At 45.2% G+C, this 26,291-nt stretch carries 18 protein-coding genes and 1 pseudogene; 16 read left to right on the forward strand and 3 right to left on the reverse strand.

The annotated features are described in order from the left end of the window. The first annotated feature begins 213 nt into the window (after positions 1–213). Together ADJ77_RS09740 and ADJ77_RS09745 are read left to right on the forward strand one after the other, a co-directional pair. Entirely contained in the window at positions 214–510 is a 297-nt protein-coding gene (locus ADJ77_RS09740; RefSeq protein ID WP_262500022.1) for an HU family DNA-binding protein, read from the forward strand. Between the two features lie 316 nt (positions 511–826). Continuing rightward, positions 827–2,398, forward strand: a complete 1,572-nt coding sequence (locus ADJ77_RS09745; protein ID WP_025078299.1) for an Rne/Rng family ribonuclease — start codon at positions 827–829, stop codon at positions 2,396–2,398. Between the two features lie 667 nt (positions 2,399–3,065). On the opposite strand, the gene ADJ77_RS09750 is transcribed toward ADJ77_RS09745, so the two are convergent. From ADJ77_RS09750 to ADJ77_RS09760, 3 genes are all read right to left on the reverse strand, one after another. After that, complete coding sequence (locus tag ADJ77_RS09750) at positions 3,066–5,231, reverse strand: alpha-amylase family glycosyl hydrolase (RefSeq protein ID WP_025078298.1); 2,166 nt, start codon at positions 5,229–5,231, stop codon at positions 3,066–3,068. Positions 5,232–5,401: 170 nt separating this feature from the next. After that, complete coding sequence (gene fabD, locus ADJ77_RS09755) at positions 5,402–6,289, reverse strand: ACP S-malonyltransferase (protein WP_050696351.1); 888 nt, start codon at positions 6,287–6,289, stop codon at positions 5,402–5,404. Positions 6,290–6,388: 99 nt separating this feature from the next. Next, positions 6,389–8,119, reverse strand: coding sequence for a DUF4153 domain-containing protein (locus tag ADJ77_RS09760; RefSeq protein WP_050696352.1), 1,731 nt, complete (start codon positions 8,117–8,119; stop codon positions 6,389–6,391). Positions 8,120–9,308: 1,189 nt separating this feature from the next. On the opposite strand from ADJ77_RS09760, the gene ADJ77_RS09765 reads away from it, so the two are divergent. The 14 genes and pseudogenes from ADJ77_RS09765 (at position 9,309) to ADJ77_RS09825 (ending at position 26,235) form a co-directional block, all read left to right on the forward strand. Then, positions 9,309–10,856, forward strand: a complete 1,548-nt coding sequence (locus ADJ77_RS09765; protein WP_025078296.1) for a Gfo/Idh/MocA family protein — start codon at positions 9,309–9,311, stop codon at positions 10,854–10,856. 746 nt (positions 10,857–11,602) lie between these two features. Next, positions 11,603–12,001: a type VI secretion system tube protein TssD gene (gene tssD, locus ADJ77_RS09770; protein WP_025079278.1), complete on the forward strand. Its 399-nt coding sequence runs from the start codon at positions 11,603–11,605 to the stop codon at positions 11,999–12,001. Positions 12,002–12,284: 283 nt separating this feature from the next. Then, complete coding sequence (locus ADJ77_RS09775; protein ID WP_244148594.1) at positions 12,285–13,934, forward strand: type VI secretion system Vgr family protein; 1,650 nt, start codon at positions 12,285–12,287, stop codon at positions 13,932–13,934. Between the two features lie 2 nt (positions 13,935–13,936). After that, positions 13,937–15,307, forward strand: coding sequence for a hypothetical protein (locus ADJ77_RS09780; protein ID WP_025079230.1), 1,371 nt, complete (start codon positions 13,937–13,939; stop codon positions 15,305–15,307). 4 nt (positions 15,308–15,311) lie between these two features. After that, entirely contained in the window at positions 15,312–19,571 is a 4,260-nt protein-coding gene (locus ADJ77_RS09785; RefSeq protein ID WP_050696354.1) for a DUF6531 domain-containing protein, read from the forward strand. An 18-nt stretch (positions 19,572–19,589) separates the two neighbouring features. Further along, positions 19,590–20,027, forward strand: a complete 438-nt coding sequence (locus ADJ77_RS09790) for an Imm12 family immunity protein (RefSeq protein ID WP_025079236.1) — start codon at positions 19,590–19,592, stop codon at positions 20,025–20,027. Positions 20,028–20,181: 154 nt separating this feature from the next. Continuing rightward, complete coding sequence (locus tag ADJ77_RS09795; protein WP_025079235.1) at positions 20,182–20,541, forward strand: Imm10 family immunity protein; 360 nt, start codon at positions 20,182–20,184, stop codon at positions 20,539–20,541. 138 nt (positions 20,542–20,679) lie between these two features. After that, positions 20,680–21,441: an RHS repeat domain-containing protein gene (locus tag ADJ77_RS14440; protein WP_025079234.1), complete on the forward strand. Its 762-nt coding sequence runs from the start codon at positions 20,680–20,682 to the stop codon at positions 21,439–21,441. Positions 21,442–21,466: 25 nt separating this feature from the next. Then, positions 21,467–21,841, forward strand: a complete 375-nt coding sequence (locus ADJ77_RS09805; protein ID WP_154663395.1) for a hypothetical protein — start codon at positions 21,467–21,469, stop codon at positions 21,839–21,841. Positions 21,842–21,868: 27 nt separating this feature from the next. Beyond that, the gene (locus tag ADJ77_RS09810; RefSeq protein WP_234398195.1) at positions 21,869–22,369 is read left to right on the forward strand and encodes a hypothetical protein; all 501 of its coding nucleotides are present in this window, start codon (positions 21,869–21,871) and stop codon (positions 22,367–22,369) included. 129 nt (positions 22,370–22,498) lie between these two features. Continuing rightward, positions 22,499–22,984 (forward strand): Imm9 family immunity protein, encoded by a 486-nt coding sequence (gene imm9, locus ADJ77_RS09815; RefSeq protein ID WP_025079231.1) that lies wholly within the window; start codon positions 22,499–22,501, stop codon positions 22,982–22,984. Between the two features lie 167 nt (positions 22,985–23,151). Beyond that, a pseudogene (locus ADJ77_RS14500) lies at positions 23,152–23,412 on the forward strand (DNA/RNA non-specific endonuclease); the annotation flags it as partial. A gap of 12 nt (positions 23,413–23,424) precedes the next feature. After that, entirely contained in the window at positions 23,425–23,844 is a 420-nt protein-coding gene (locus ADJ77_RS09820) for an NTF2 fold immunity protein (RefSeq protein WP_050696355.1), read from the forward strand. A 222-nt stretch (positions 23,845–24,066) separates the two neighbouring features. Beyond that, positions 24,067–26,235: an RHS repeat-associated core domain-containing protein gene (locus ADJ77_RS09825; RefSeq protein WP_082224162.1), complete on the forward strand. Its 2,169-nt coding sequence runs from the start codon at positions 24,067–24,069 to the stop codon at positions 26,233–26,235. Positions 26,236–26,291: the final 56 nt, after the last annotated feature.

The following is a 26,291-nucleotide window of genomic DNA, read 5'->3' on the forward strand; positions in this document are numbered from 1 at the left end:
ACTGGTTACAGCTGCACTCCTTACAACTTCCTTATATCCATAACTCCTGCTAAATCTGAAACATGAGTAATTATGTCACAAAGGTACGAAAAAGCTGAGAGTTTAGAACAGATACTGAGAGATTTTGCAAAAAAGACTCAAAAATATTTCTCTATTAAGCTGAAAATGAGTATCTTTGCATTCCGTTATAACGAGAGAATAAAATAATCATCAATAAAGAACAAAAAAGAAATGACGAAAGCAGATATCATCAATGAGATAGCGACATCTACTGGCATCGCCAAGAAGGACGTTTCAGCTGTGGTTGAGTCTTTTATGGACGCTATCAAGGACAGCTTGTTGGAAAAGAAAGAAAACGTTTACCTGCGTGGATTCGGCAGCTTCATCGTGAAGCACCGTGCGGAAAAGACTGCTCGTAACATCTCAAAGAATACGACTATCACTATTCCGGCACACGATTTCCCGAGCTTCAAGCCAGCAAAGAGTTTCATCGAGGATATGAAGAAGTAAATTAAACATAAATACAATAACAAATTAAAACAAATTAAAGCTATGCCAAACGGAAAGAAGAAAAAGGGACACAAGATGGCTACGCACAAGCGTAAGAAGAGATTAAGAAAGAACAGACATAAGAGCAAGTAAGCCCCCCGAGGCTGAAAGCGTTTATAACAGACTTTCAAAACATGACGGGGCGTGTCATCGCAATATACTTCTCTTCCCTGGAAGTGCGACGACAGGTTCCGCTTTTTATTACCTATAAGCATCGTTTAGCACCGTTATACATAACACCCGGACTGCAAAATGATGGTTATAACAAACGAAGAAGATGACAAGCGAAGTAATTATTGATGCCCAACCGAAAGAAATTTCGATAGCACTGCTCGAGGATAAGCGACTGGTTGAATACCAGCGTGAGCCAAGAGAGGCGAGCTTCTCGGTTGGAAACATCTACGTGGCAAAAGTCAAGAAACTGATGCCGGGGCTTAATGCCTGCTTTGTAGATGTAGGTTATGAGCGTGACGCCTTTCTTCATTATCTTGACTTAGGGAGCCAGTTCAACTCCTATGCGAAGTATCTGAAACAGGTTCAGAGCGACCGCAAACGACTTTATCCCATCCAAAAAGCCAGTCGCCTGCCCGATTTGCAAAAGGACGGAACCGTCCAGAACACCCTGCAAGTAGGGCAAGAGGTGATGGTACAGATTGTCAAAGAACCCATTTCCACCAAAGGACCACGCCTCACAGGCGAAATATCATTCGCTGGCAGGTTCCTGGTGCTCATACCTTTCGGGCATAAAGTCAGCGTTTCATCTAAAATCAGAAGCGGAGAAGAACGTGCACGCCTCAAACAGCTCATACAGAGCATTACACCCAAGAACTTCGGTGTGATTGTCCGTACCGTAGCTGAAGGGAAGCGCGTTGCCGAGCTTGATGCTGAGATGAAAGTCCTCCTGAGCCGTTGGAATGACGCTATCACAAAGATACAGAAAACACAGGACCGCCCTCAACTCGTCTTTGAGGAGACCGGGCGTGCTGTCGCAATGCTGCGTGATCTCTTCAATCCAACCTACGAAAACATCTACGTCAACGACGACGAGATATGCACTGCCGTTCATCACTATGTTTCTCTAATAGCCCCTGAAAAGGCGGGCATCGTGAAGAAGTACACAAGCAAGGTGCCGATCTTCGACAACTTTGACGTTACGAAGCAGATAAAATCCAGCTTCGGAAAGACCATCAATTATGGTCATGGCTGCTACCTCATCATCGAACACACTGAGGCTATGCATGTTGTAGATGTGAACAGTGGTAACAGAACAAAGGAAAAAGCACAGGAGCAGAATGCTCTCGACACCAACCTCGGTGCTGCTGATGAATTAGCCCGACAGCTCCGACTGCGTGATATGGGCGGAATCATTGTCGTTGACTTCATCGACATGAATCTTGCTGAAGACCGCCAGATGCTGTACGAGCGTATGTGCAAGAACATGCAGAAGGACCGTGCACGCCACAACATCCTTCCACTGAGCAAGTTCGGACTGATGCAGATTACCCGCCAGCGTGTACGCCCGGTAATGGATGTTGATGTAGACGAGAACTGTCCTACCTGTTTCGGTACTGGAAAGATTCGTTCAAGCATCCTGTTTACCGATCAGTTGGAGCGTAAGATTGACCGACTGGTAAACAAGGTTGGAGTAAAGAAATTCTATTTACATGTCCATCCATACGTTGCAGCTTACATCGACAAGGGTCTTATTTCCTTGAAGCGCAAGTGGCAAATCAAGTATGGACTCGGTGTAAACATCATTCCTTCACAGAAACTTGCCTTTTTGCAATATGAATTCTATGATGCAAAACAGCAATTCATTGATATGAAGGAACAGAACGATAAATCCTGAGCAAACAACTAAGTCGTTAGATAGAACGAAGGTTAACAACATTGGAAATCCACTACTTATATATATAAGGTAGTGGATTTCTTTTTAGACAGCATATACATAAAGCCCAGAATTAAGACATAGTTACGAGGAAACATTATTTGGCAAGTAATAAAGCAATGGGTTAATAGGAGTTTACATCACCACAGAAATAAGATTGAGGGATTATTATTCCTAAAAACTTTCCACTCCTATCCTCCTCCAGCAGGAATACTTTTGTAAAATATTTCTTACACCCTACTTTTACTGATGACGGTTTGCATTCCAATTAAGCCCAGATTGACTTCCAAAAGGTGCTTAATTGGAGTCGAACTAAGGCTTAATTGAAGTCCTATTAAGCACCTTTTCTTGCATACTCCTATAACCATTTGATTATATGACAGTTATAAACACAACATCAAAAGGACAATTGCACCCTGTTTCAGCAAGAACATCAACAAGCCATGTAAAAGTATTTCAAAGCCAAAAAGCACTGAGCAGCCCTTATTCCAGTCTATGAAAAAAGGGAATAAAGTTCAAAACGATAATCATACAACCACTTGCGCCAGTCTGAAACACAAAAAAACGCCCTCATCCATCTGAAAGCAGACAGGCAAGAGCACTTTTCTTTCTTAACAACAAGTGTGTTTTAAGCAGGAATAACCTTAAAGCGGATACGGAACGTACGCTTCTGCTCATCCCAGTTAGTACCCAACATTTCAAAACGTCCAATCTGTGCAGTTGAACGTACATGCTTGCCAATACAAAGGCAGACATCAAAATCGCCTATACGAACCAGTCGCAACATCTCTGAAGCATCCTCGGGAAGTTTGTCAATGTTGACACCCTCTGGAATATTATTACGGTCAATCATTTCAAAAGTTACCGGCAGGTCTTCAGCTATCAGACGGTTCATTTCGTCCTCTATCGCCTTCTCTTCCTTACGGTTCGGCTTATGATCAAGGACGAAGGTCATCTTACTCTTCTTTCGCTCGATGTGAGCATTACTGCTGCGCTCTGCACCAAACATACGAAACATAACCTGATTCAAGAGATGTTCTGCCGTATGAGCAGGAGGAAACTCCTCTTTGTTGTGCGTATTCAATACGTAATCCACGGTCTTGGTCTTTATATTAAACTTGTAAATTCTTCCAAAGTTTGCCGCCACATCTAATGCTATCTGCCCGTCACGTTTCAATTCTACTACCTTTGTAAAGCCTGAAAGCAAATCAGTCATTTCAACTTCCTGTTCGGGCAGACCGAGGAAATCATACGCATGAGACGGAACAGTTACATTGACATGTACCCGTTTCTGGTCGAAATTGGCAACAACCAGCAACACTTCTTCATCAGCCTTACGCAGGAAAGCAAACTGCTTGCGTGGGTTGAACTGATAGCTCTGGTTATTGACATACATAAGATCAAAAGTCTGTCCTTCCCTGACTGCTTTCTCACGATTGCAGAAACGGAGGAGTCCCTGATACACGAGCGACAGCTTCTTCTCGTCTGTGGTCAGCGCATCATGATTAAAGAACCCTTTATAAACGGCATCACTTGCCCAATAGTCAAAGATGGTTGAACGCCCGTCCTGCCCCGAGAATCCCTCCTTGTCCATCCCCTTTTCGCCAAATTCCTGCCCTGCATAAACCATGACAGGATTCTGCTGGAGGAGCGCAGAAACTATCATTCCGGGAACTCCCTTCCAAGGATTACCGGCGAAGAAATCGAAGGCTATGCGCTGCTCGTCATGATTTTCGAGGAAGTAAAGCATGTGGTTGCGAATGTCATCAACCTGCTGCCACTCATGTGTGATGGACGAAGCAGGACGCTCATCACATATCACACCACGAATACAGTCGTACAGTCCCACCTTGTCATACAGATAGTCAAAGCCCGATTCCACATACATGCGATACTGGTTAGGGTCATAGACCTCACCAATGAATATCATTCCGGGATAACGTTCCTTGACCTGCTGCGTTGCATACGCCCAGAACTCGTGCGGAACCATCTCCGCCATGTCACAACGGAAGCCGTCAATGCCCTTCTCAGCCCAGAAGAGAAGGATATCAGTCATCTTCTTCCATGTGGAAGGAACAGGATTATAGTGATAGCTCCTGCCGCCAGCATCGCAATAATCTACACCGTAATTCAGCTTGACTGTCTCATACCAGTCATTCTGCTGTGGATGAGAGTCGAAGCGGTCGTTACCTGTACACTTTGCAGGATACTCATAATAAGGCTCAGCATAGTGGGCATAGTCATTCTCAACAACACCCGAGAGGTCAAGCTGTTCGCCTGGACAATAGTAAAAGTTGTTCTGAGAATCAAAATGTTTCCCGGTATCATCGCCCTCTCCAAGATCCTCAACACCTTGTGGCTTGGCTATACTCTTATATTGACGCGCAACATGATTGGGCACAAAGTCTATTATCACCTTCATGCCTTCTGCATGAGTGCGGGCTACAAGAGCCTCGAACTCTGCCATACGCTCATTGACATCAACCGCAATATCTGGGTCAATATCATAATAATCCGTAATGGCATACGGCGAACCGGCACGCCCCTTTACCACACGGGGATTCTGTTGCGGTATGCCGAAAGTAGAATAGTCAGTACACGTTGCATGGCGGATAACACCTGTATACCAAAGATGGGTGACACCGAAATCATGGATGCGCCGCAGCACCTCCTCATCAAAGTCATTCATCTTTCCTGCACCGTTCTCAGCTAATGTACCATTCTCTTTCTTTGCAAGGTTCTTATTACCGAAAGTACGGGTGAAGACTTGATAGATTACTAATTTAGTTTTCATATAAAATCCCCCTCTAACTTCCCCGAAAGGGAAAAGTAAAAAGGATTTAAACTTACATTACTGTAGGTGTATCAGATAACAAACATTAATCCTACCTGACACACCTACATCAATATTCTTATGTTTACTCTCTTATAAGATTTCCCTCCTTTCAGAGGGATTGGGGAAAGTTAATCTACACCGTGTGCATTAACATTCTTGTCAATACGACCGAGCATACCCTGCAAAGCCTTACCTGGACCGCACTCGATGAACTCGTCAGCACCATCAGCAATCATATTCTGTGCACTCTTAGTCCAACGTACGCTTGATGTAAGCTGAGCTATGAGGTTCTTCTGAATCTCAGCTGGGTCTGTATGTGGCAAAGCATCTACGTTCTGATATACCGGGCACTTCGGAGCATTGAACGTTGTTGCCTCAATAGCTGCCTGCAACTCATCCTTAGCTGGCTGCATCAACGGTGAATGGAAAGCACCACCCACCTTCAATGGCAACGCACGCTTAGCACCAGCTTCCTTCATCAGCTCACAAGCCTCATTGATACCCTCGGTTGAACCAGAGATAACTAACTGACCTGGACAGTTGAAGTTGGCAGCAACACAAACCTTGCCATCCTTTGAAACAGCAGCACAGATTTCCTCAACCTTCTCATCGGACAGACCGATAATGGCTGCCATAGTACCTGGATTCTGCTCACATGCCTTCTGCATGGCATTGGCACGTGCTGCAACAAGTTTCAAACCGTCCTCGAAACTCAGTGCGCCAGCTGCAACAAGGGCAGAGAACTCTCCCAAAGAGTGACCAGCTACCATATCAGGCTTGAACTCATCGCCTAAGCAAAGTGCAGAAATAACACTGTGGAGGAACACTGCAGGCTGAGTTACCTTAGTTTCCTTCAGCTGCTCATCAGTACCTGCAAACATAATCTCGGTTATCTTGAAGCCAAGAATCTCGTCAGCCTTATCGAAAAGTTCTTTTGCCAATGGGTTGTTCTCATAGAGTTCCTTACCCATACCAACGAACTGAGATCCCTGTCCAGGGAAAACAAATGCTTTCATATTCTATTACTATTAATTGTTTAAATGTTAATACACTACGGACTGCAAAGATACAGAAAATAAAGGAGATAAAGAAGAAATGAGCCCTAAAAGCCAACATTACTTTATAAAGAGGACACCTTCTAATACTCCCTCTTTATCCTCTTCTATCAGACAACAACATAGACTTGTCAGGTAGAAACAAGTATTCTTACCATAGAAAACAACAGAGTGCGGCTTCTTGGCTTTATAAATCTTCTTCAGTTCTGCAACCGGCATAGAGATAACATCCTCCATCTTCTTTCCTCCAATCGTATAAGGAAGTGTCACAGAAAGAGTGTCATTTCTTGTGGCACATGTAATATAACGTGTATTATACTCATATTTCACCACTCTGAAAGAAGTATATCCCTCTGGAATTGTTAAGGTTGAACCAGAAACATTATACTGAATATCTATAAAAGACTCATCATCTACAGCTGTATCTGCAGACACAGACTCCTCATCCACATAATCATACGACCAAACATTCCATTCTTCAACAATTCCGTCTGTACCCAGACTATCATAATTATCTGATAAATAGCTAAGTTTATCCACGATGAGACCAGCTTGATATCCATCTAATTTCTTCAACAGCTTTTCAACCTGTAGTTTATCCATAGGGAACTGTGTAACTCCATGCTTGCCAGCTATCCCAATGACATCTCTTCTCAACTGGTCACGCGTAAAGGTATAGACATTATAAGGTAATACGGAAAGTATCAGCAACGAAACTGCAAACGAGCTTGCTATCCACGACAAACGCTTTGCTTTCAATACATAAAGACCAATGCAGACGGCATAACACCAAAGGTTGAAAGCAAGCAGATAAATACGCAATACAGATACTCCATAATCGCTGAAACGACGGATAATTCCTATTGTCATCAACAGCAACAAAGGCAATACGACCAGCGGAAGATAGCGTAAGACAAACTTATCAAAAGGTTTCTTCTCTGCCCGGAAGTTCACAGGATAAAGCAGACCGACGATGATTATCGTCAAGAACATAAGTGCCGCTACCAACCAACTTACCCATCCATCAGGTAATGTCCACGTGATAATTATCTTAATGACATAAAAATACAATGTTACAAGATAGATAAAGTGCAATGGGATTATCTGGAAGTGTATGACTTCATTCATAAACTTATGCTGCATCCAATCACGAACAGCATACATCTCTTCGGCTGATGGAGTCTGCAACACAACTAACGAAGGTGCTAAAAAAACAAAACAAAAGACCAGAAGATAGGAAATCTGCGTATTACCGATATAGAATCCAAAGAGATAAACAAAAGACTGTAGCAACAGCTCCAACCCCAAGAACAGTATACCCGAGATAACGATGGCTAAGCCAATATGCCCAAGAATGTTCAAGGTAAAACTGATAGCAGGTCTGTCATCCTTCTGACCATAGAAAGGAATGATAAAAAGTCCCAAAACAATTGCCACACAACATGCTATACAGGCAGCCGTCAGAGTACCACTCAACGGATAATTACAAGCAAAGAAAGCACAGATGCCAGCCCAAATAATATTTGCCGAGGCTATTACTGCCAACTGTTTACCCTTGCCTTTACCCTCCACAAACAAATGAATCATATAGGAAAGCACTATCCCTGACAAAGACCACAGGGACATAAAGAAGTCAAAAGCCTTACAATCATATTCCAAATATCTGCTGACTAAAATACAGAAATACACAGTCGCTATCACAATGTAAACAAATGTCACAGGAAAACGTCTGGTCACCTTTGAAAGCCGGGCAGTCCAGTCAACAAGGTTCATTCTCTTAAATTTCACCATAAGGGTAGTATTTTAAATAAGTAAGATATACTCTATCAGCTGCACAGAAAGAGATTTCCCGAACATAGCTGAGTCGATTGCAAAGCAAAGATAAACATTTATCATGAAGTACAAAGAAATCCACAGAGAAAATAAATTATTGATGTCCAACAAATATCATTCTATCACCCCCACTTACACTTCGAATTATATGCGCTCATCTTATTATTGGTTCTTCCGTTAAATGCGTAGATTGGAAACAGAATAAAGGTTTATACACCTGCATGGTATGGCTATCCAAAATCAGATGGTCTTACAAGGGAGGGGCAAGGTAAAATGCAGAAAAGGCAAACAAATACGATGTCTTTCCGTCATCTGCAAACAACTTATTCCCATACTAACCGATGTTTGTAAACTATTTTCATGCAGCTCAAAGCTAATACATGGTCTTTTGGCTTCTAAAAGACGCCCTATTGGCTTGCAATAGATGCCCTTTTGAGGTCTAACTAACGCCCTTTTGAGGTCCAATTAAGCACCTTTTCTTGCACTACTTTATAACTGATTGATTTACTGTTGATTGCAGACTTGCTTTTTACACGTGTTTTTGCCTTTATCTGTAGGTATTTTATCCGAAATTATGTCATGATTTTTCAAACCGTTGTCCGCATTTTCAAAGTATTGACATGAAAAGCTTTTCTGCATCGGAGGATGATAATAAAGTAGGTAGCCAAGACCGTCTTGGCTATGTTTATATTTAATAAATAACTCCGGTTCTTCCTTTAAAGCTATACGAAAAACATCCACGCATTTAACGAATGAACCTTATTATTTTCCTGCCACAAGCCCTTGAAAGTGTACATAAACTCTACGAATATAAAGCGTTTGACCTCAATTCTATTTTACCCAGACCTGCAAAAGTCTTATTGTTTTACCAGAGGCACTCTATCACTTCATCTTTTGAAAAAAGCAGAAAACGCCGTTAAAGATAAAAAGAAAGATAAAAGATTTACAACTGAAATCCATGTCATACCAACTGTAAGCATACGACTACTTGCTTCAAAATGTTCCACAGAAAACTAAAGAGAACTTCCTTTATTCTTATAATAAAAGGGGAAATAACACACTTATATAATTAAAATTCATTATCTTTGCGCCGTGAAAGGAAATGTATAAACTCAAAATCTACCAATTAAACAAATAACTAAAAACTATGAGTATCAGAAGATCATTAGCTGCGGCGTTTATCCTTGGCAGCTTATTCTTACCATCAACAGTATCGGCACAGTTCAACTGGCCATACAAGGTAACCAATGGGACAGCAATTACTGATGTGCCGAAACGTGCAGCAGGACAGGAAAGTGCACTGAACATGACCACTCCGAAAATGAAGGCGGTACGCGTAGCATTTGTCGGACTGGGAATGCGCGGACATGATGCCGTAGAACGTTGGACGCATATCCCTGGCATCCAGGTGATGGCACTCTGCGACCATGAACGTGACAGAGCAGAGAAATGTCAGGAATATCTGCGCAAGGCAAGTATGCCCGCAGCCGACATTTACTCTGGCGAAGACGGATACAAGGAACTGTGCAGGCGCAAGGATATTGACCTTGTATATATTGCTCCGGACTGGAAGCATCACTTCCTTGTTGCAAGCGAGGCTATGAAGAACGGCAAGCATGTTGCCGTGGAAGTACCTGCGGCTATGAATCTTTCTGAAATATGGCAACTCATCGACCTCTCTGAAAAGAAGCGTCTGCACTGTATGATGCTTGAAAACTGCTGCTATGACTTCTTTGAGTTGAATGCTCTGAACATGGCACAGCAGAAAGTCTTTGGCGAAGTGCTTTACGTTCAAGGTGCTTATCGCCACGAATTGTCACAGTTCTGGGATTCTTACTGGAAGAAAGATGCACAGGACAAACTTGGCTGGAGACTGGATTATAACCAGAAGTTCCGTGGCGATCTCTATGCCACACACGGCTTAGGTCCTATTGCGCAGGTACTGGACATACACAGAGGTGACAAGATGAAGACCCTCATTGCAATGGACACAAAGTCAGTCAACGGCAAAAAGCAGGTTGAAAAGATGACTGGCGAACCATGCACGGAGTTCCGCAACGGCGACCATACCACAACACTCATCAGCACTGAGAACGGAAAGGTTATCGAAATCCATCATAACGTAATGACTCCACAGCCTTACAACCGTATGTATCAGCTTACAGGTACAAAGGGATTTGCGAACAAATATCCTTTTGAGGGATTTGCACTTTCATCTGACGAACTAAAGAAATCCGGTGTCACACCATCTTCTGACAACCTTTCAGGACACTCCTACCTTTCAAAGGCTGACGCACAGGCATTGATACAGAAGTACGAAAGCCCAATCGTTGCCAAGTACGAGAAGCAGGCAAAGGAAGTCGGCGGACACGGCGGTATGGACTTCATCATGGATTCACGCTTAGTTTACTGTCTGCAGAACGGTCTTCCTTTGGACATTGACGTCTATGACCTGGCTGAATGGTGTTGTCTGGCAGAGTTAGGTTCTATCTCCATGGACAATGGCAATATTCCTGTAGAGGTTCCAGACTTCACACGTGGACAGTGGAACAACATCAAGGGATACCGCCACGCATACGCATCTCCTACGGATGAAGCACAGGCTGCAGCTGATGCTATGGACTTCACAACCAAACTGAAGGAGAAAGGCAAGAAGTACTGGGAGAAGGCTGACAAGGCAACAAAAAAGAAATAAACCTCTATATTTAAGATATGCAAAAGCCGTAACACTCACAGAATGTTACGGCTTTAATTTTATACTTTAACGTTATAAGACTTTCCTTTACATTCAAAGTCTTATATACTTTTTTTACTATGCCTTACCATACTGACAATATTGAAGCTCTCTTCCATATTCTACCGATGTGTTGATAGTAAGCACATGCGGTGTTGATGGCAAGCACATGTGGTGCTGGGTGCCAAGTACCTTGCAATATGTTACCGGGACGGGATCAGCTTGTCGTCAGGAAAGGGTTGTCCTGTCAAAAGTGAACAAGGGGACAGTAGATATTTTGCGGGAGATACGCATATAGTTTAGCAAGGCTTATCTGATTAGGAGACTTGTCTTCCAGAGCTGATACGATATTATCTGTTTAAAAGAGAACTCGCATTTGGAGCGTATGCTGTTTCTATCTTATCGGGCAGCAATAACGAAAACCTGACAAGGAATGTTAAAGGTGGATAAAATACGGATGAGAAACTTGCATGTACGGGGTTATCTTTCTATATTTGCAGTATATATTTGCGTATATATTGTAGGAAACAATATTTCATTATACAACAGATTGCAATTCTTCCTCTTCTTTCAGAGCAAGACTGTTCACAGCCGCACAGAGGAGACTTCAGGAAGTTGTTTGAGGTTTTCTCTTTTTTGTCCCTTGCAGGATGATGCAGAGTTGCCTCTTTGATCATTATTTACTAACAACTTAAAATTTTTCAATTATGGGTTCATTCAGAGCAACATTGGAATTAGGTGGCAAGGAGTATGACGTACTCTATTCCAACTACGAGTTCAGCCGCAACACTGACAGCAAGGGCAAGCCTTCATCAAGCATCTCGGGCGGCCGCGTAAGCGTGACGGTAGAGTCAACGGACGACACGACGGCCATCGAGGCCATGCTCAACAGCCAGTTCAAGGCCGTCGAGGGCAAGATAGTCTACAAGAAGACAGAGGAGGACGCGAAGATGAAGGAGATCTGCTTCAAGAATGCGTACATCGTCCACTACAAGGAGACGCTGAACGTAGAGAACGAGACTCCTATGACCATCGCGATGACCTTCTCTGCGGAGACCATCACGGTGGGCAATGCGGAGCTTGACAACCGCTGGCCACGCACATAAGGCGACGGGCGGCGGGGAGGGCATGTCAGGGAGCAGGTCTCCCGGCATGCCCTCCTGCCTTATGCCTACATCCCTTTCCTTATGATCATCCCTTTCCCGACAGACATCACCACAGTAAAAACGATACGACATGGCATTTCCCGACATACGCTTCACCGTGACCATCGGTGACACTGCAATCCCCACCTTCAAGTCCTTCCGCCTGGAACAGCGCATAGGCGACCATCATTACTTCGAGCTGGTCCTCGACCTCGAGACCGGCAGCAGCCGCTTCTCACATGACATGGGCGGCAGCTCCGACTGGCTCGGCGAGCCCCTGACCGTCCGCACCGACGGCAGCACCTCCTTCCTGGGCGTGGTGACGAACGTACACATGCACCGTGAGGACAGCGAGTTCGGGCATCTCGTCGTGTCCGGCTACTCCGCCACCTACCGCCTGGAGACCGCCCCCGGCAACTTCTCATGGACAGGGAAGAAGATAGGAGAGATCGTCAGCCAGCTCTGTGATGCCGCAGGGGTCGGGGCAAAGGTCAATGCAGCCTATGACGGCACGCCTGACTATCTCTGCCAGTACGGCGAGTCCCAGTTCGATTTCATCCGCCGTCTTTCCGCACAGTACAAGGAATGGCTCTACTATGACGGCACATCCCTCGTCTTCGGGAATCCCAAGACACTTCCCGACTCGGTCTGCCTTGAGTTCGGCACCACCCTCTCTTCGCTTGACATCGGCATCCAGACGCTCGCCCGCCCCAAGAAGGCCTACAGCTACCACTCCTCGTCCGACCAGCAGATGAACGAGGCGAGCCCGTCGGAGACGGCCGGCCAGGACCTCCTTGCCCGCAAGGCGGTGGCAGCCTCGATGAAGCTGTTCAGCGTCCCGGCACGCCAGTATGCCGAGCAGCGTGTCAACTCCGGTCCGGAGCTGGTGGACTACATGCGCCGCAAGCAGTCGGCAGAGACGGCGGAGAGCCACTACGTCACCGCCGAGAGCCGTGTGCCGGGTCTGTGCGTGGGCAGCGTCGTCAAGATAGACAGCTCCTTCTACCAGTCCTTCAGGTCCCTCTCCCGCAGGACGCTGGGCGAGTTCATCATCACCGAGATCGTGCACGAGGTGGGTGAGGACGGCTACTACCGCAACCGTTTCAAGGCACTCCCCTCCGCCCTTGAGGTGATTCCCGTGCCCGATGTACGCATCCCCCATGCCGAGACGCAGATGGCTACGGTGACGAGGAACGACGACCCCAGGGGCAGCGGCCGCATCCAGGTGCGGATGAACTGGCAGGCTGACGACATGAACACGAACTGGATCCGGGTGATGACACCGGATGGTGGTAGCAGTAGTGACGTGAAGAGCAACCGCGGCTTCGTATTCATCCCCGAGGTAGGCGACCATGTCCTCGTCGGCTTCCGCCACGGCGATCCCTCCCGTCCCTATGCCATGGGCAGCTTGTTCAACGGATCGACAGGTGGTGGCGGCGGCAAGGGCAACAACTGCAAGAGCCTCACCACACGCAGTGGCAGCACTCTTAAGCTCGATGACAGCACAGGTAATGTGCTTCTTGCTGATAAGACCGGACAGAATCTTATTACGTTCGATGGGAATAATACAGTAACAGTATCTTCTGCCACCAATATCCATCTGGATAATGGTAAAGCCTCTATAAAGATGGAGGGAGATGTGATAACGATTAAGGCGAATACCATATGTATTGACGGGGCAACAAGTACAACTTGTCAGTCAGGAGAAAGTGACAGTGTCGTTATTACCAGTGGAACTGGTGTCGACATAAAAGGCGTTGATATAAATGCGATAGCAGAAACCAATGCTGAGATTTCAGGTGGAAGTAAGAGTGTACTGTCATCTCCTTCTACATCCATCAGTGGAGATGCCGATGTTACTATTAATGGAGGTTTGGTCAAGATAAACTCATAAGTATGGCGGCAGGAGTTTCAATAGCAAGTGAATATGGGAAGCTACAGGACTTGTGGCGAAGTATAGAACGTGATGAGGAGTGGCGGCTTGCCATTTGGAATGCTCAAGTAGAGGACGTGGACATCATTGACAAGTTCATGGAAGTTGAACGTTCACCTGCCGGAGAGTTCACTGATGTTTTTTTTCGTTTTGACACATCCTATCAAGGTGATGCCAAGGTCTTTACCGAGTCTCTTTGGGAAGAGTATATCAGTTGGTTTAAGGAGGAGTTACCAGAAGAGTTCGATATTATGGCAGCTTTGAAGAAGGACGGTCGTCTTTATCAAGATTATCAACCAGACAGTTCGTTAGAGCATACGGCTGAGAATCTATGGAGTGAGCTGCTACGCTTCAAGTCATGTATAAAAGGACTTGAAACACGTCATTTCTGTATTTATATCCCCCCTGCTTCTTATGAAGGTATGGAACTGACCCCTTGGCTTACCAATGTTTTAGACAGTATACCCCAAGGTATTCGACTTGTAACAATTGACTATGCCGCTCAACGCAAGGTTAAGCTGGGCTCGACAAAGAAAGTAATTCTTTTAGAGCCGAAACTCAACATGTCTGATGCCATACGCAATGCGATGGATAAAGAATGTGGCTCGTATGACTCCACAAATCTGAACAGTCTTTATACCCGCCAGATTCGTACCGTACTGGACTGTACGTCCAAGAAGAGTGAATCCATACTTGACAAAGAAGTTGGTAAACTGATTGATTTGTCACATCAGTTAGATAGTGAGGATGTAACCCTTACAACTCCTATTGTTGCAGCACAGGCCTACTATATCATTCAGAACAATGACAAGAGTCTTCTTTATTGTGACCGTACCATCAAGGAGACAGAAAGAAGGATGAGACCTGATGACCTGACAGCATATTCTATATGGAAAGTAGCCCTGTTTCAGAAGGCAGCTATATTCGTAGGTACAAAGAAGCATGACGAGGCTATACCCTTGTATGAACAGGTTGCAGCAGCTGCTGCTAAAAGAGGTGATATATTGTATGTCCTTGAAGGCTATCGTATGAGTGCATATCTGAATTATGAGCTGGGAAATGTTGAAGGGGCGTTTATCCGCTCCCTGTTGGCACTTGAAGCTGGGAGCCATCTTGACATGAAGATGAGGCGAGCTTCAACTTTTGCGTACGCCGCTTCTATGGCATTGCGCTTTTGCAAACAGGTGAGAGACAAACAGGATATGACCGTATTAGAGAAACAGTTGGAGCAATGGCTAGGTTCAGACTGGCGTGAGCTGGTATCAGCCTTTGACAAGCAGTCGGGCAGCAACCCTCGGAAGTTCTCAATTTTAACTAAAAACAAGCAGAAATAACACAATGGCAATAGAAGGAAATCCCTTAGTACTTGCAGAACGAGTGTTCGGCGACCTTTTCGGTAAGGCAAAAGACTCGATAAATAACTTGCAGAAGGATCTGGCAAGTGTTCTGCCAAGCATGCCAGGCATGCCTGTAGGTAAATATTTTGACTTGGCTTTAGGTGTAGATATACATGCGACGACCTGGCCTCCGTCACCAGCCCTCCCAGTACCGGCCTGTGCGATGGTATTCGACCTTATGTCCGAGATCATGTCGTTGGTTGCTCCAGCGCTGCCATCACCTGAGAGTGGGCTTGGGGCTATTGCTGTGTCAATATTGAAAGGCATGGCACCGTCCGTGAAGGTACATGGTCGTTGGATAGCTCAAGCGGGAATCTCCATGGTACAGCTGCCTGCTGTTGTCATACACATTTTTCCTGTTACCTCACCTTTTGCTGATGCCGAGATGTGGATGGGAAGCTCTACGGTACTTGCAGACGGAGGTCCTTGTTCAACGCAGTTCCATCCTGCCCTTTCATGCAACACCTACGGTTTTGCACCGCCTCCGAGACTTCATCCGGGGAAGTTCAAGAAACCAAGCACCTCACTTTTCCTGCCCACACAGTTACTTTCAATTATAACTTCTGGCGGAAAGCCTGTCCTTGTGGGTGGTCCGCCGACGATAGACCTTTTCCAGCTGGGAATGAAAATCGGACTCAAGTGCCTGACCAAGACCAAGGCTTATCAGAAACTCTCAGAAGCATTTGAGAAGACTCCCCTGGGAAAGATAAACAAGAAAATGAACTGCTGGCTCTTCGGAGAGCCAGTAGATGCCGCTACGGGGCGGGTTTACCATACCAATACTGACTTTGAACTGCCCGGTCCGATTCCATTGGTATGGGAACGTACTTATTACAGCGATGCGGATATAGCGGGAACACTAGGCTACAACTGGCATCACAGCTATAACATGAGCATACGGGAGGAAGCAGGGCTTGGCATGATATTCCGCCATCCCACCGGACGAGAGTCAGGCTGCCCGTTCTTGCAAACAGGTGAGAGCTTCTATGACCAGGAGGAACATCTGGAATGGAAGCATACGGAAAACGGTTACACCATCTATTGCGATGACGAGGGAGTGTACTATCACTTTTCAAGTGTCCAGCGTGCAGGCGGACTCCGGATGCTTAAGGAGATTTCCACTGCAGACGGCTTCAGGATTCTTTTCCGTTACACTGCAAATGGTGCTCTGAAGGAAATTGTTGATTCACGTGGCGAGACCCTCTACGTGAATACTGACCGCCAGGGACGTATAGAGAAAGTCTTCAGACGGGCGGATGGCAAGGACATTCCCCTCGTGGGCTATCACTATGATGCATCTGGCAATATGGTCTCCACTGAGGATTCTTCTGGTACGAGGAAGTTCTTTTATTATGCCGGACACCAGCTGGTCAAGCTCACCAACCAGTCAGGTATGAGCTTCCACTGGGAGTACGACGGTGAAGGGGAAACCTCACGCTGTATTCACACCTGGGGTGATGACGGCGTGATGGAATACCATATTGAGTATGGTGATGGCTTTACCAGGACTACCAATGGACTGGGACATACAACGGAGTACTACTATCACGACAATAAGCTGATTTACAAGATAGTGGATGCCAACGGCGGTGTTACCCGCCAGCATTACAATGAGTTCAAGGAATTGGATGTCGTGGTAAACCCCGAAGGCTACAGTCGCCGTACCGTATTCAACAACTTCGGCCTTCCTGTGGAGATAACGGATGAGAACGGGTCGAAGACAAGGCTTTCCTATGATGAGCGTCGGAACCTTACGTCCATCATTACCGGCACCGGGCGCAGGACGTCATGGGAATATGATGAATATGACCGTGTGGTGAAGCGCAGACTGCCGGACGGCAACAGCTTCAGCTATACCTATGAGGGAGGTGCGCTGAACACCATCACCGACATGGAGGGTCGCATCTACACGTTGAAGTTCAACAGCCGGCAGGAACTCCGGCAGCTTGTATTCCCGAATGGCATTCACCGGACATGGGACTATGATGAGCGTGGAAGACTTGTCAAGGCAACGGATGTCAAGGGCAACGTGACTTCCTATGGCTATGATGATGCAGACAATCTGATACGTCTGCAGGAACCGGATGGCAATGTGCACGAGTTCTCCTATGATACCTCGGGCAACCTTGTCGTGGCTTCTGACCGGCTGCGCAAGGTGGAGTTCGAGTACGGACCGCTGGGAACGCTCATCGGCAGGCGACAGTTCGACCATCATGTGCGTTTCCGTTATGACGGTGAGCTGCAGCTGCGCGAGATCATCAACGAGGGCGGCGAACGCTATTCCTTCCGTCTTGACGGACTCGGCCGTGTCGTGGAGGAGACGGGCTTTGACGGACTGCAGCGTAAGTACCTTCGTGATGGTGCCGGCAGGGTAATACGGGTTGTCCGCCCCGGAGGCAGGCAGACTGAATATGAATATGACGGTGTGGGAAATATCCTGCAGGAAACACATCATGACGGGCGGACAAGCTGTTTTGCCTATGACGGGGACGGACAGCTGCTACGTGCAGAGAACAAGGAGATGAAGGTTGCCTTCAAGCACGACACAGGGGGGCGGATAGTGAAGGAGACACAGGGCGAACACAGTATCATGCGCAAGTATGAGCGCACAGGACGACACGTGCATACTGAGAGCAGTCTTGGCGCAAGCATTGACTATGCCCACGACAGGGATGGCAACCTCAGTGGGATGAACAGCGGAGGATGGTCAGCCAGATGGCAGCGTGACAGGGTAGGCCTGGAGACGGAGCGTGAACTTACAGGCGGAGTGCATGTAAGGACGCATCATGACAGCCTTGGACGTGAGACCTACAAGTCGGTGGGTGCACGCAATGTCGAGCAGTTCCGCCGCAGCTATACCTGGGGCATCGGCAACCGTCTTCATGCAACCGAGGACGGTCTTACGGGTCGCCGGGTCCGCTATGACTACGACGAGTTCGACAATCTTCTTTCCGCCGAGTACAGGCAGGGGAATGACGTGGAGCGTATCTACCGTATTCCTGACCGTATCGGCAACCTCTTTGAGACACGTGAGAAGGATGACCGTAAGTATGGCACGGGCAGCAGGCTGGCGGAAGACCGTGACTACTTCTATCACTATGACTGTGAGGGCAACCTCGTGTTCAAGGAGTTCAGGACGCTGGACTGGACTGGCATGTCCGTTCCGCTTGGCGGACAGAAGGCGCACCTGCAGGAGGAGCTCGGCATAACCTTCCGTGCCTTTGGTGCAGGCTGGCGTTATGACTGGCAGAGTGACGGTATGCTGTCGAGGGTCGTCCGTCCTGACGGCAAGGAAGTGTCATTCGCATACGATGCGCTGGGCAGGCGGACCGAGAAAACCTATGAGGGTGTCACTACTCACTTCGTGTGGGACGGCAATGTTCCGCTGCACGAGTGGCAGGAAGTTGCTGCTGATGCCGGAAAGGCAGATGTCACAACCTGGCTCTTTGAGCAGAACACGTTCATTCCTGCTGCCAAGCTCGCTGCCAACGGCGAGAGCTTCTCCATCGTGTCTGATTACCTCGGCACTCCCCTGCAGGCATTTGACAATAACGGCAACAAGGTATGGGAGCAGGAACTTGACATCTTCGGCAGAAAGAGGAAGGGAAACAATAAATCCTCCTTCATTCCGTTTAAGTACCAGGGGCAGTATGAAGACGTTGAGACTGGGCTGTACTACAACCGATTCCGCTATTACGAACCTAATACTGGAACCTATATCAGCCAGGACCCGATAGGATTAGAAGGAGATACCCTTAACTTATATAATTACGTTGTTGATAATAATGACGGAATTGATCCTCTAGGTTTGTACAATCCTTATGGACATAAGAAGAATGGACAATTCAAAAAGAAACCTGGTGCAAAACCAAAAGTCAAACCAAGTTTACATGGTAATTCTAGATCGTCTACCAAACCTGCTGTATTGTATGCCATGTATGATGGAGATGGTAATTTCCAGAAATGGGGCATTACAGATAAAGTAAAGAACCCTAAATCTGGTCGTTATGGCAATTCTTTACCTGATGACTGGGATGTTAGAGAGATGAGTCGAGGAAAGAGAACTGATATGTTGGATTTAGAAAGAGAATTGTCTGAAAAGGTTCCAGGTCCTTTAAATCATGAAAGTTGGGCTGGAAGCAAAAAAGGTGAGACGTTAAGTAATAAGGCCGAAGCTATATATAAGAAAGCAAATCATTGACATTTAATCGTTTGACAGATGGAAATTATTGTAAGTTCTGTAATAGGTGGGCAACTAGTGCCTGAAGTTGGGATGGAGAAAAAACTACATCAAATAATAATTGAAATGAGGAAATCTCTAAAAAAACAGTTTGTAAATAATTCCTTTGAAGGGCTGTCCAAGATAAAGATCAATTTATACATTAGTGGAGATCTGTCAGAATATTGCTCCAAATCAGGAATAACAAAATATCGATATTTTCAGAAAAAGAATGAATTTATTTCCGAGTTTTGTATTGATAGATATTATTGGAATTCTGAACCAATGCTTGATACGAAAAAGAAATTTCTATTGTTTTTAGAGAGTTCATTTATAAATTTAGGGATTTTGATTAAGGAAAAACTAAAATCTAAAGGATATAACTTTGATAGTGAGATGTTTAAAGAAATAGCTTTAAAAAGCCTAATAGCACTATAGAATGGACAACGACAATGAATGTTATTGATGTTTCATAGACCTTGAAGGGTCTTACGGAATTTGGAGTAATATCGTTTAATATCTGATTATCAACAACTTTTGTAAATTCTATTCTTTTATTTCCCTTTATTTACTGAGTATTAAAGAATATAATATGTTTAAATTAGAATTTAAAGCAAATACTATCGTAGCTAAAAAGAATAGTAAGGACAATTATTATATGGTTGGTTTTGCAGATGACAAGTATAATTATAAGAATTATATATTGTTTCAAAGACCAATTATGTTGGATGACGACGACGATCCAGATGCTGACTTAAATGGACTATATGCTGAATGTAATGGTGATATATGTTATAATGCTTGTAAGTCAGTACGAATGACAAGTAAGAGTTGTGTGTTTATTGTTCAAGATAGTACTATCATCGTAGATATAGAAAATATAAAGATAAACAAACGTTTTATAGAATATAGCAAGAGTATCTTTAAGGACTTGTTGGTTCTTGACCTTTAACCCTTTTTGCTCCTATTATTTAGTACAATATTCTTTTGTTTAGGAGCTTAGGGGAAGGATGACCGCAAGTATGGCACGGGCAGCAGGCTGGCGGAAGACCGTGACTACTTCTATCACTATGACTGCGAGGGCAACCTCGTGTTCAAGGAGTTCAGGACGCTGGACTGGGCCGGTGTGTCCGTTCCGCTCGGCGGACAGAAGGCGCACCTGGAGGAGGAGCTCGGCATAACCTTCCGTGCCTTTGGTGCAGGCTGGCGTTATGACTGGCAGAGTGACGGTATGCTGTCGAGGGTCGTCCGTCCTGACGGCAAGGAAGTGTCATTCGCATACGATGCGCTGGGTAGGCGGACCGAGAAGACCTATGAGGGCGTCGCTACTCACTTCGTGTGGGATGGCAATGTGCCGTTGCACGAGTGGCAGGAAGTCTCTTCTGATGCCGGAAGGGCAGATGTCACTACCTGGCTCTTCGAGCAGGACACGTTCATTCCTGCTGCCAAGCTCGCTGGCAACGGCGAGAGCTTCTCCATCGTGTCTGACTACCTCGGCACTCCCTTGCAGGCATTTGACAATAACGGCAACAAGGTTTGGGAGCAGGAGCTCGACATCTTCGGCAGGAAGAGGACGGGCAACAATAAATCCTCTTTCATTTCGTTTAAGTACCAGGGTCAGTATGAGGACATTGAGACGGGGCTGTACTACAACCGCTTCCGCTACTACGAACCGAATACTGGAACCTATATCAGTCAGGACCCGATAAGACTTAATGGCGGGCTATTGCTATTCGGATATGTTAGCAACTACATTAGTCAGGACCCGATAGGGTTATCGGAGGGAGATAATTTATATTCTTATGTACAAAATCCAACAATATGTATAGATACGTTTGGATTATCTGGGTAAAGATGGATGGGGAAAACAAAAAAAGATGGGACTCCATACAAGAAACCTGGTCCCTAAGCCCAGAGGAACAGGAGCACACAATGCAAAAATAGAAGAAATTATTAATCGAGAAGCATCAAAACCAGGTATTACTCATATCGGTGGCGGGTCAAAGAGTGAAATAACTATCAATACCCCAAATGGTAGTAAACCTTATCGAAGAATGGATACTTCATTCCAAAGAGCAGATGGTAGTATTTATCATATAAATGTTGGTAGGACGTTGAATGATGATAAGGCAGGTATAAAGAGAGAGCGATTAGCTCTTGAAGATGATCTTAATGATGGACATGACGTTTCGTTTGAAGGTTATGGGAGGGATTCGAATTTTAGAAAAAACAAAAAAACAGACACTCATTAATTGCTTATGTCTTATATAAATGTTATTATGCCTTTAGTTGAGTTTGTGCCATATATTAACGATATGGTCGTGAAGTATGATTGTGTTGTATATTTAAGGGAAAAGAAAACAAAAGATGTTTTTTATACAGCAAAACTCAATATGGCAAATTATAGAAGTGTTATTGGTGATGGTATAGAGGACAAGTTGTTTTTCTTTGTCTCTTTAAAAGATTACAACGAAGCAGGTATTTCTTTTTATGATGATGAAGTATGCAAGGGAACTATTGAAGGAATAGGAGGAAGGGCAAATGAAAACGAAGTTGAGTTGATTTCATTGCGGTTGATTTCTAAAGAACCTGAAGGAGAGATTAAAAGACTATTTAATGCCATAAGGAATAAACTAAAGAAAGATCCAACTATAGGCGTTGGTGTTCAAAGTGGCTCATCGAGGTATCCTAAATTCTTTTATCAGAAGTCGCTGACAGACAATAAGGTCTTTAAGTTTGACCTCAATAATGACAAATTGCCTGTTATCAAGCCATTGTAGTAGATATTAAACTCAAATCGGTAATTAGAGATTTTGGAGAGAAAAGCGTTATGAATTGCTATCAGTTATTGGAGAAAATATATTACTTCACGCATTACAATTACCATACATCTTGAATTTCCTGACAAAATGAAAGCGAAATTTTCTAATGACCGCATTTGGGTTAAAGTGTTGCTACAGATTGAAATTCCTCGGCTAAGCGAGGATGTTGATATAGTTTCTATACGGAAAATATTAAATGAGTATGTAAATTCTCTTATTCCTCGGATCAATATCCAAGATTTAAAGGATTGGAGTCTTTTGATATGGGTAGCTTTCCGGTCTACAAATGGAATCGGCGTTTTTAAACGAGCAAGACGTTACCCTTCAGATAAAGAATTTGAATTTTCGATTTCTGTTACTATCCCAGATGATAATCAGGCTTCGTATGGTCTTTCCAAAGTAAAAGAAGCATTCTACACACCACTGAATGATAAAAGTTTTTATAGCTTAGAATTTAACTTTGAAGACTACAACAATTTATACGAATACATTCTTGACAGTTCTAAACATGCAATAGATTTGGCCTTTATAAATGGTATTACATGTAATGGCAAAAAGATTAAGTTTCAATAATAATGGTGATACTCTAATGTATTATTAAGGTATGTGAGTTTGATCTTTCAAGAAAAAAGGAATCATTAACAGCTGAAGCAACAATTAAATGATCAGATTTAGGTACAGGAACAGATACAAACGCTGCATCTAGGAAGTATGCAAGAAGTCTTGGTAATGCAGATGATGATGCTGGTCACATAATAGGAAAACAGCTTGGAGGTTCAGGTGGAAAGAAAAATGTTTTCCCACAAAACTTTCATGTAAATAGAGGCGAGTTTGCACAGGTTGAAGGACGTGTTGTCGATTTCGTTGACTTACATGGGCAAGCTGACATTCAAATAAAATTCCAGTATAAAAACGGTGGAACGCGTCCAACAAAAATAACTTATACTGCAACCGCACCAGACAAGAGCAGAATTAAGAAAACGTTTAAAAAGACTCATTAATGTAAATTAAATATGGACAAGATTGAAGTTGCTAAAAATAGACTCTCTAATTTCATTAAAGCAATGAATTTGTGGGAAAAAGAATGTAATAGGAATGAAGAGGAAGATATTGACGAAACAGAGCAGTTTAGGTTACAAAAACAAATGCTTACTGATATCTTTTCAGAATATTGCACAGAAAGAAAAAGGCAAAATGGACGTCCTAACACTATATCGTATGGGGCAGAAGGCTCATTTGAGTATGACCCTGAAGAAGAGAGAATAATTAATACAAATGAGTGTGAAAATAAGGTGTTAATTACCACGAAAAGAGAGAAGCCTATGCAAGAAGAGTTTATTTACACTTTGCTATGGAAAGGGGGAAACTGGTTATTGGATTCCAAAAAAAGATATTCCAGATGGAAAAACAAGTGGGAGGTCGTCTCATTGTAAATCTCCACTCTTCAAATCATCCAATAATAAGTTGCATTTGACAAAATCAAGAATTTCTTTAAAATGGTAATGTAACAGAACAGATTCTAAACACTGAATTTTATACGCAAGTTCAACAGCCGGCAGGAACTCCGGCAGCTTGTCTTCCCGAATGGCATTCACCGTACATGGGACTATGATGAGCGTGGAAGACTTGTCAAGGCAACGGATGTCAAGGGCAACGTGACTTCCTATGGCTATGATGACGCTGACAATCTGATACGCCTGCATGAACCGGATGGCAATGTACACGATTTCTCCTATGACACCTCGGGCAACCTTGTCATGGCTTCCGACCGGCTGCGCAAGGTGGAGTTCGAGTACGGACCGCTGGGAACGCTCATCGGCAGGCGACAGTTCGACCATCATGTGCGTTTCCGTTATGACGGTGAGCTGCAGCTGCGCGAGATCATCAACGAGGGCGGCGAACGCTATTCCTTCCGTCTTGACGGACTCGGCCGTGTCGTAGAGGAGACGGGCTTTGACGGACTGCAGCGTAAGTACCTTCGTGATGGTGCCGGCAGGGTAATACGGGTTGTCCGCCCCGAGGGAAGACGGACTGACTATGAGTATGACGGTGTGGGCAATATCCTGCAGGAAACACATCATGACGGGCGGACAAGCTGTTTTGCCTATGACGGGGACGGACAGCTGCTGCGTGCAGAGAACAAGGAGATGAAGGTTGCCTTCAAGCACGACACAGGGGGGCGGATAGTGAAGGAGACACAGGGCGAACACAGTATCATGCGCAAGTATGAGCGCACAGGACGACACGTGCATACTGAGAGCAGTCTTGGGGCAAGCATTGACTATGCCCACGACAGGGATGGCAACCTCAGCGGGATGAACAGCGGAGGATGGTCAGCCAGATGGCAGCGTGACAGGGTAGGCCTGGAGACGGAGCGTGAACTTACAGGCGGAGTGCATGTAAGGACGCATCATGACAGCCTTGGACGTGAGACCTACAAGTCAGTAGGTGCACGCAATGTCGAGCAGTTCCACCGCAGCTACACCTGGGGCATCGGCAACCGTCTTCATGCAACCGAGGACGGTCTTACGGGTCGCCGGGTCCGCTATGACTACGACGAGTTCGACGATCTTCTTTCCGCCGAGTACAGGCAGGGGAATGACGTGGAGCGCATCTACCGTATTCCTGACCGTATCGGCAACCTCTTTGAGACACGTGAGAAGGATGACCGTAAGTATGGCACGGGCAGCAGGCTGGCGGAAGACCGTGACTACTTCTATCACTATGACTGCGAGGGCAACCTCGTGTTCAAGGAGTTCAGGACGCTGGACTGGGCTGGTGTGGCCGTTCCGCTTGGCGGACAGAAAGCGCACCTGGAGGAGGAGCTCGGCATAACCTTCCGTGCCTTTGGTGCAGGCTGGCGTTATGACTGGCAGAGTGACGGTATGCTGTCGAGGGTCGTCCGTCCTGACGGCAAGGAAGTGTCATTCGCATACGATGCGCTGGGCAGGCGGACCGAGAAGACCTATGAGGGTGTGACCACTCACTTCGTGTGGGACGGCAATGTTCCGCTGCACGAGTGGCAGGAAGTTGCTTCTGATGCCGGAAAGGCAGATGTCACCACCTGGCTCTTTGAGCAGAACACGTTTATTCCAGCTGCCAAGCTCGCTGCCAACGGCGAGAGCTTCTCCATCGTGTCTGATTACCTCGGCACTCCCCTGCAGGCATTTGACAATAACGGCAACAAGGTATGGGAGCAGGAACTTGACATCTTCGGCAGAAAGAGGAAGGGAAACAATAAATCCTCCTTCATTCCGTTTAAGTACCAGGGGCAGTATGAAGACGTTGAGACTGGGCTGTACTACAACCGATTCCGCTACTATGAACCGAGGACGGGAAGTTATATTAGTCAAGACCCGATTGGATTAGCAGGTGACAATCCAACATTATATTCGTATGTAGGAGAACCAAATAAGTGGATAGACCTATTGGGATTATCAAAAACTCCGACATCTACACTGCAAAAAAAATGGGAAAATCATGTCGGTTCTAAGCATATACATTCTGATATACATCATGGTTTTCCAGAGGAATTTTCAAGCAGATTTAAAAATATAGCAGATATTGATGTAAATAATCCGAAGTATTATTATAATCTGCCTAAATCTAAACATACTCGGAAGCCTGGTATCCACACAAATAGTTCACGTACAGGAAAAAATTGGAATAAAACATGGTCTGGTATTTTGGATCGGGTTGAAAAGATGAAATTATCTAAGAATGAAGCAAAAACCTTTCTTGAGGCAAGGCTAAGGGAGCTTGCACGGAAAGAACGGATCAGTAAATATAATTCGGAAGCTGTAAAAAGAATTGGTAACCATTAAACATTGAGTTTATTATGATTTTTAGGAAACTATCGGAATATGAAGTATTAGAAAGA

The sequence above is a fragment of the Prevotella fusca JCM 17724 genome (assembly GCF_001262015.1).
In the GTDB taxonomy this organism is placed as follows: domain Bacteria; phylum Bacteroidota; class Bacteroidia; order Bacteroidales; family Bacteroidaceae; genus Prevotella; species Prevotella fusca.

Coding starts and splice junctions, on each gene's coding strand:
- ADJ77_RS09745 (WP_025078299.1), top strand. CDS start 827: ATGACAAGCGAAGTAATTATTGATGCCCAACCGAAAGAAATTTCGATA.
- imm9 (WP_025079231.1), top strand. CDS start 22,499: ATGAAAGCGAAATTTTCTAATGACCGCATTTGGGTTAAAGTGTTGCTA.
- ADJ77_RS09785 (WP_050696354.1), top strand. CDS start 15,312: ATGGCAATAGAAGGAAATCCCTTAGTACTTGCAGAACGAGTGTTCGGC.
- ADJ77_RS09795 (WP_025079235.1), top strand. CDS start 20,182: ATGTTTAAATTAGAATTTAAAGCAAATACTATCGTAGCTAAAAAGAAT.
- ADJ77_RS09765 (WP_025078296.1), top strand. CDS start 9,309: ATGAGTATCAGAAGATCATTAGCTGCGGCGTTTATCCTTGGCAGCTTA.
- ADJ77_RS09805 (WP_154663395.1), top strand. CDS start 21,467: ATGGGACTCCATACAAGAAACCTGGTCCCTAAGCCCAGAGGAACAGGA.
- ADJ77_RS09775 (WP_244148594.1), top strand. CDS start 12,285: ATGGGCGGCAGCTCCGACTGGCTCGGCGAGCCCCTGACCGTCCGCACC.
- ADJ77_RS09820 (WP_050696355.1), top strand. CDS start 23,425: ATGGACAAGATTGAAGTTGCTAAAAATAGACTCTCTAATTTCATTAAA.
- ADJ77_RS09810 (WP_234398195.1), top strand. CDS start 21,869: ATGCCTTTAGTTGAGTTTGTGCCATATATTAACGATATGGTCGTGAAG.
- ADJ77_RS09760 (WP_050696352.1), bottom strand. CDS start 8,119: ATGGTGAAATTTAAGAGAATGAACCTTGTTGACTGGACTGCCCGGCTT.
- ADJ77_RS09790 (WP_025079236.1), top strand. CDS start 19,590: ATGGAAATTATTGTAAGTTCTGTAATAGGTGGGCAACTAGTGCCTGAA.
- fabD (WP_050696351.1), bottom strand. CDS start 6,289: ATGAAAGCATTTGTTTTCCCTGGACAGGGATCTCAGTTCGTTGGTATG.
- tssD (WP_025079278.1), top strand. CDS start 11,603: ATGGGTTCATTCAGAGCAACATTGGAATTAGGTGGCAAGGAGTATGAC.
- ADJ77_RS09780 (WP_025079230.1), top strand. CDS start 13,937: ATGGCGGCAGGAGTTTCAATAGCAAGTGAATATGGGAAGCTACAGGAC.
- ADJ77_RS09750 (WP_025078298.1), bottom strand. CDS start 5,231: ATGAAAACTAAATTAGTAATCTATCAAGTCTTCACCCGTACTTTCGGT.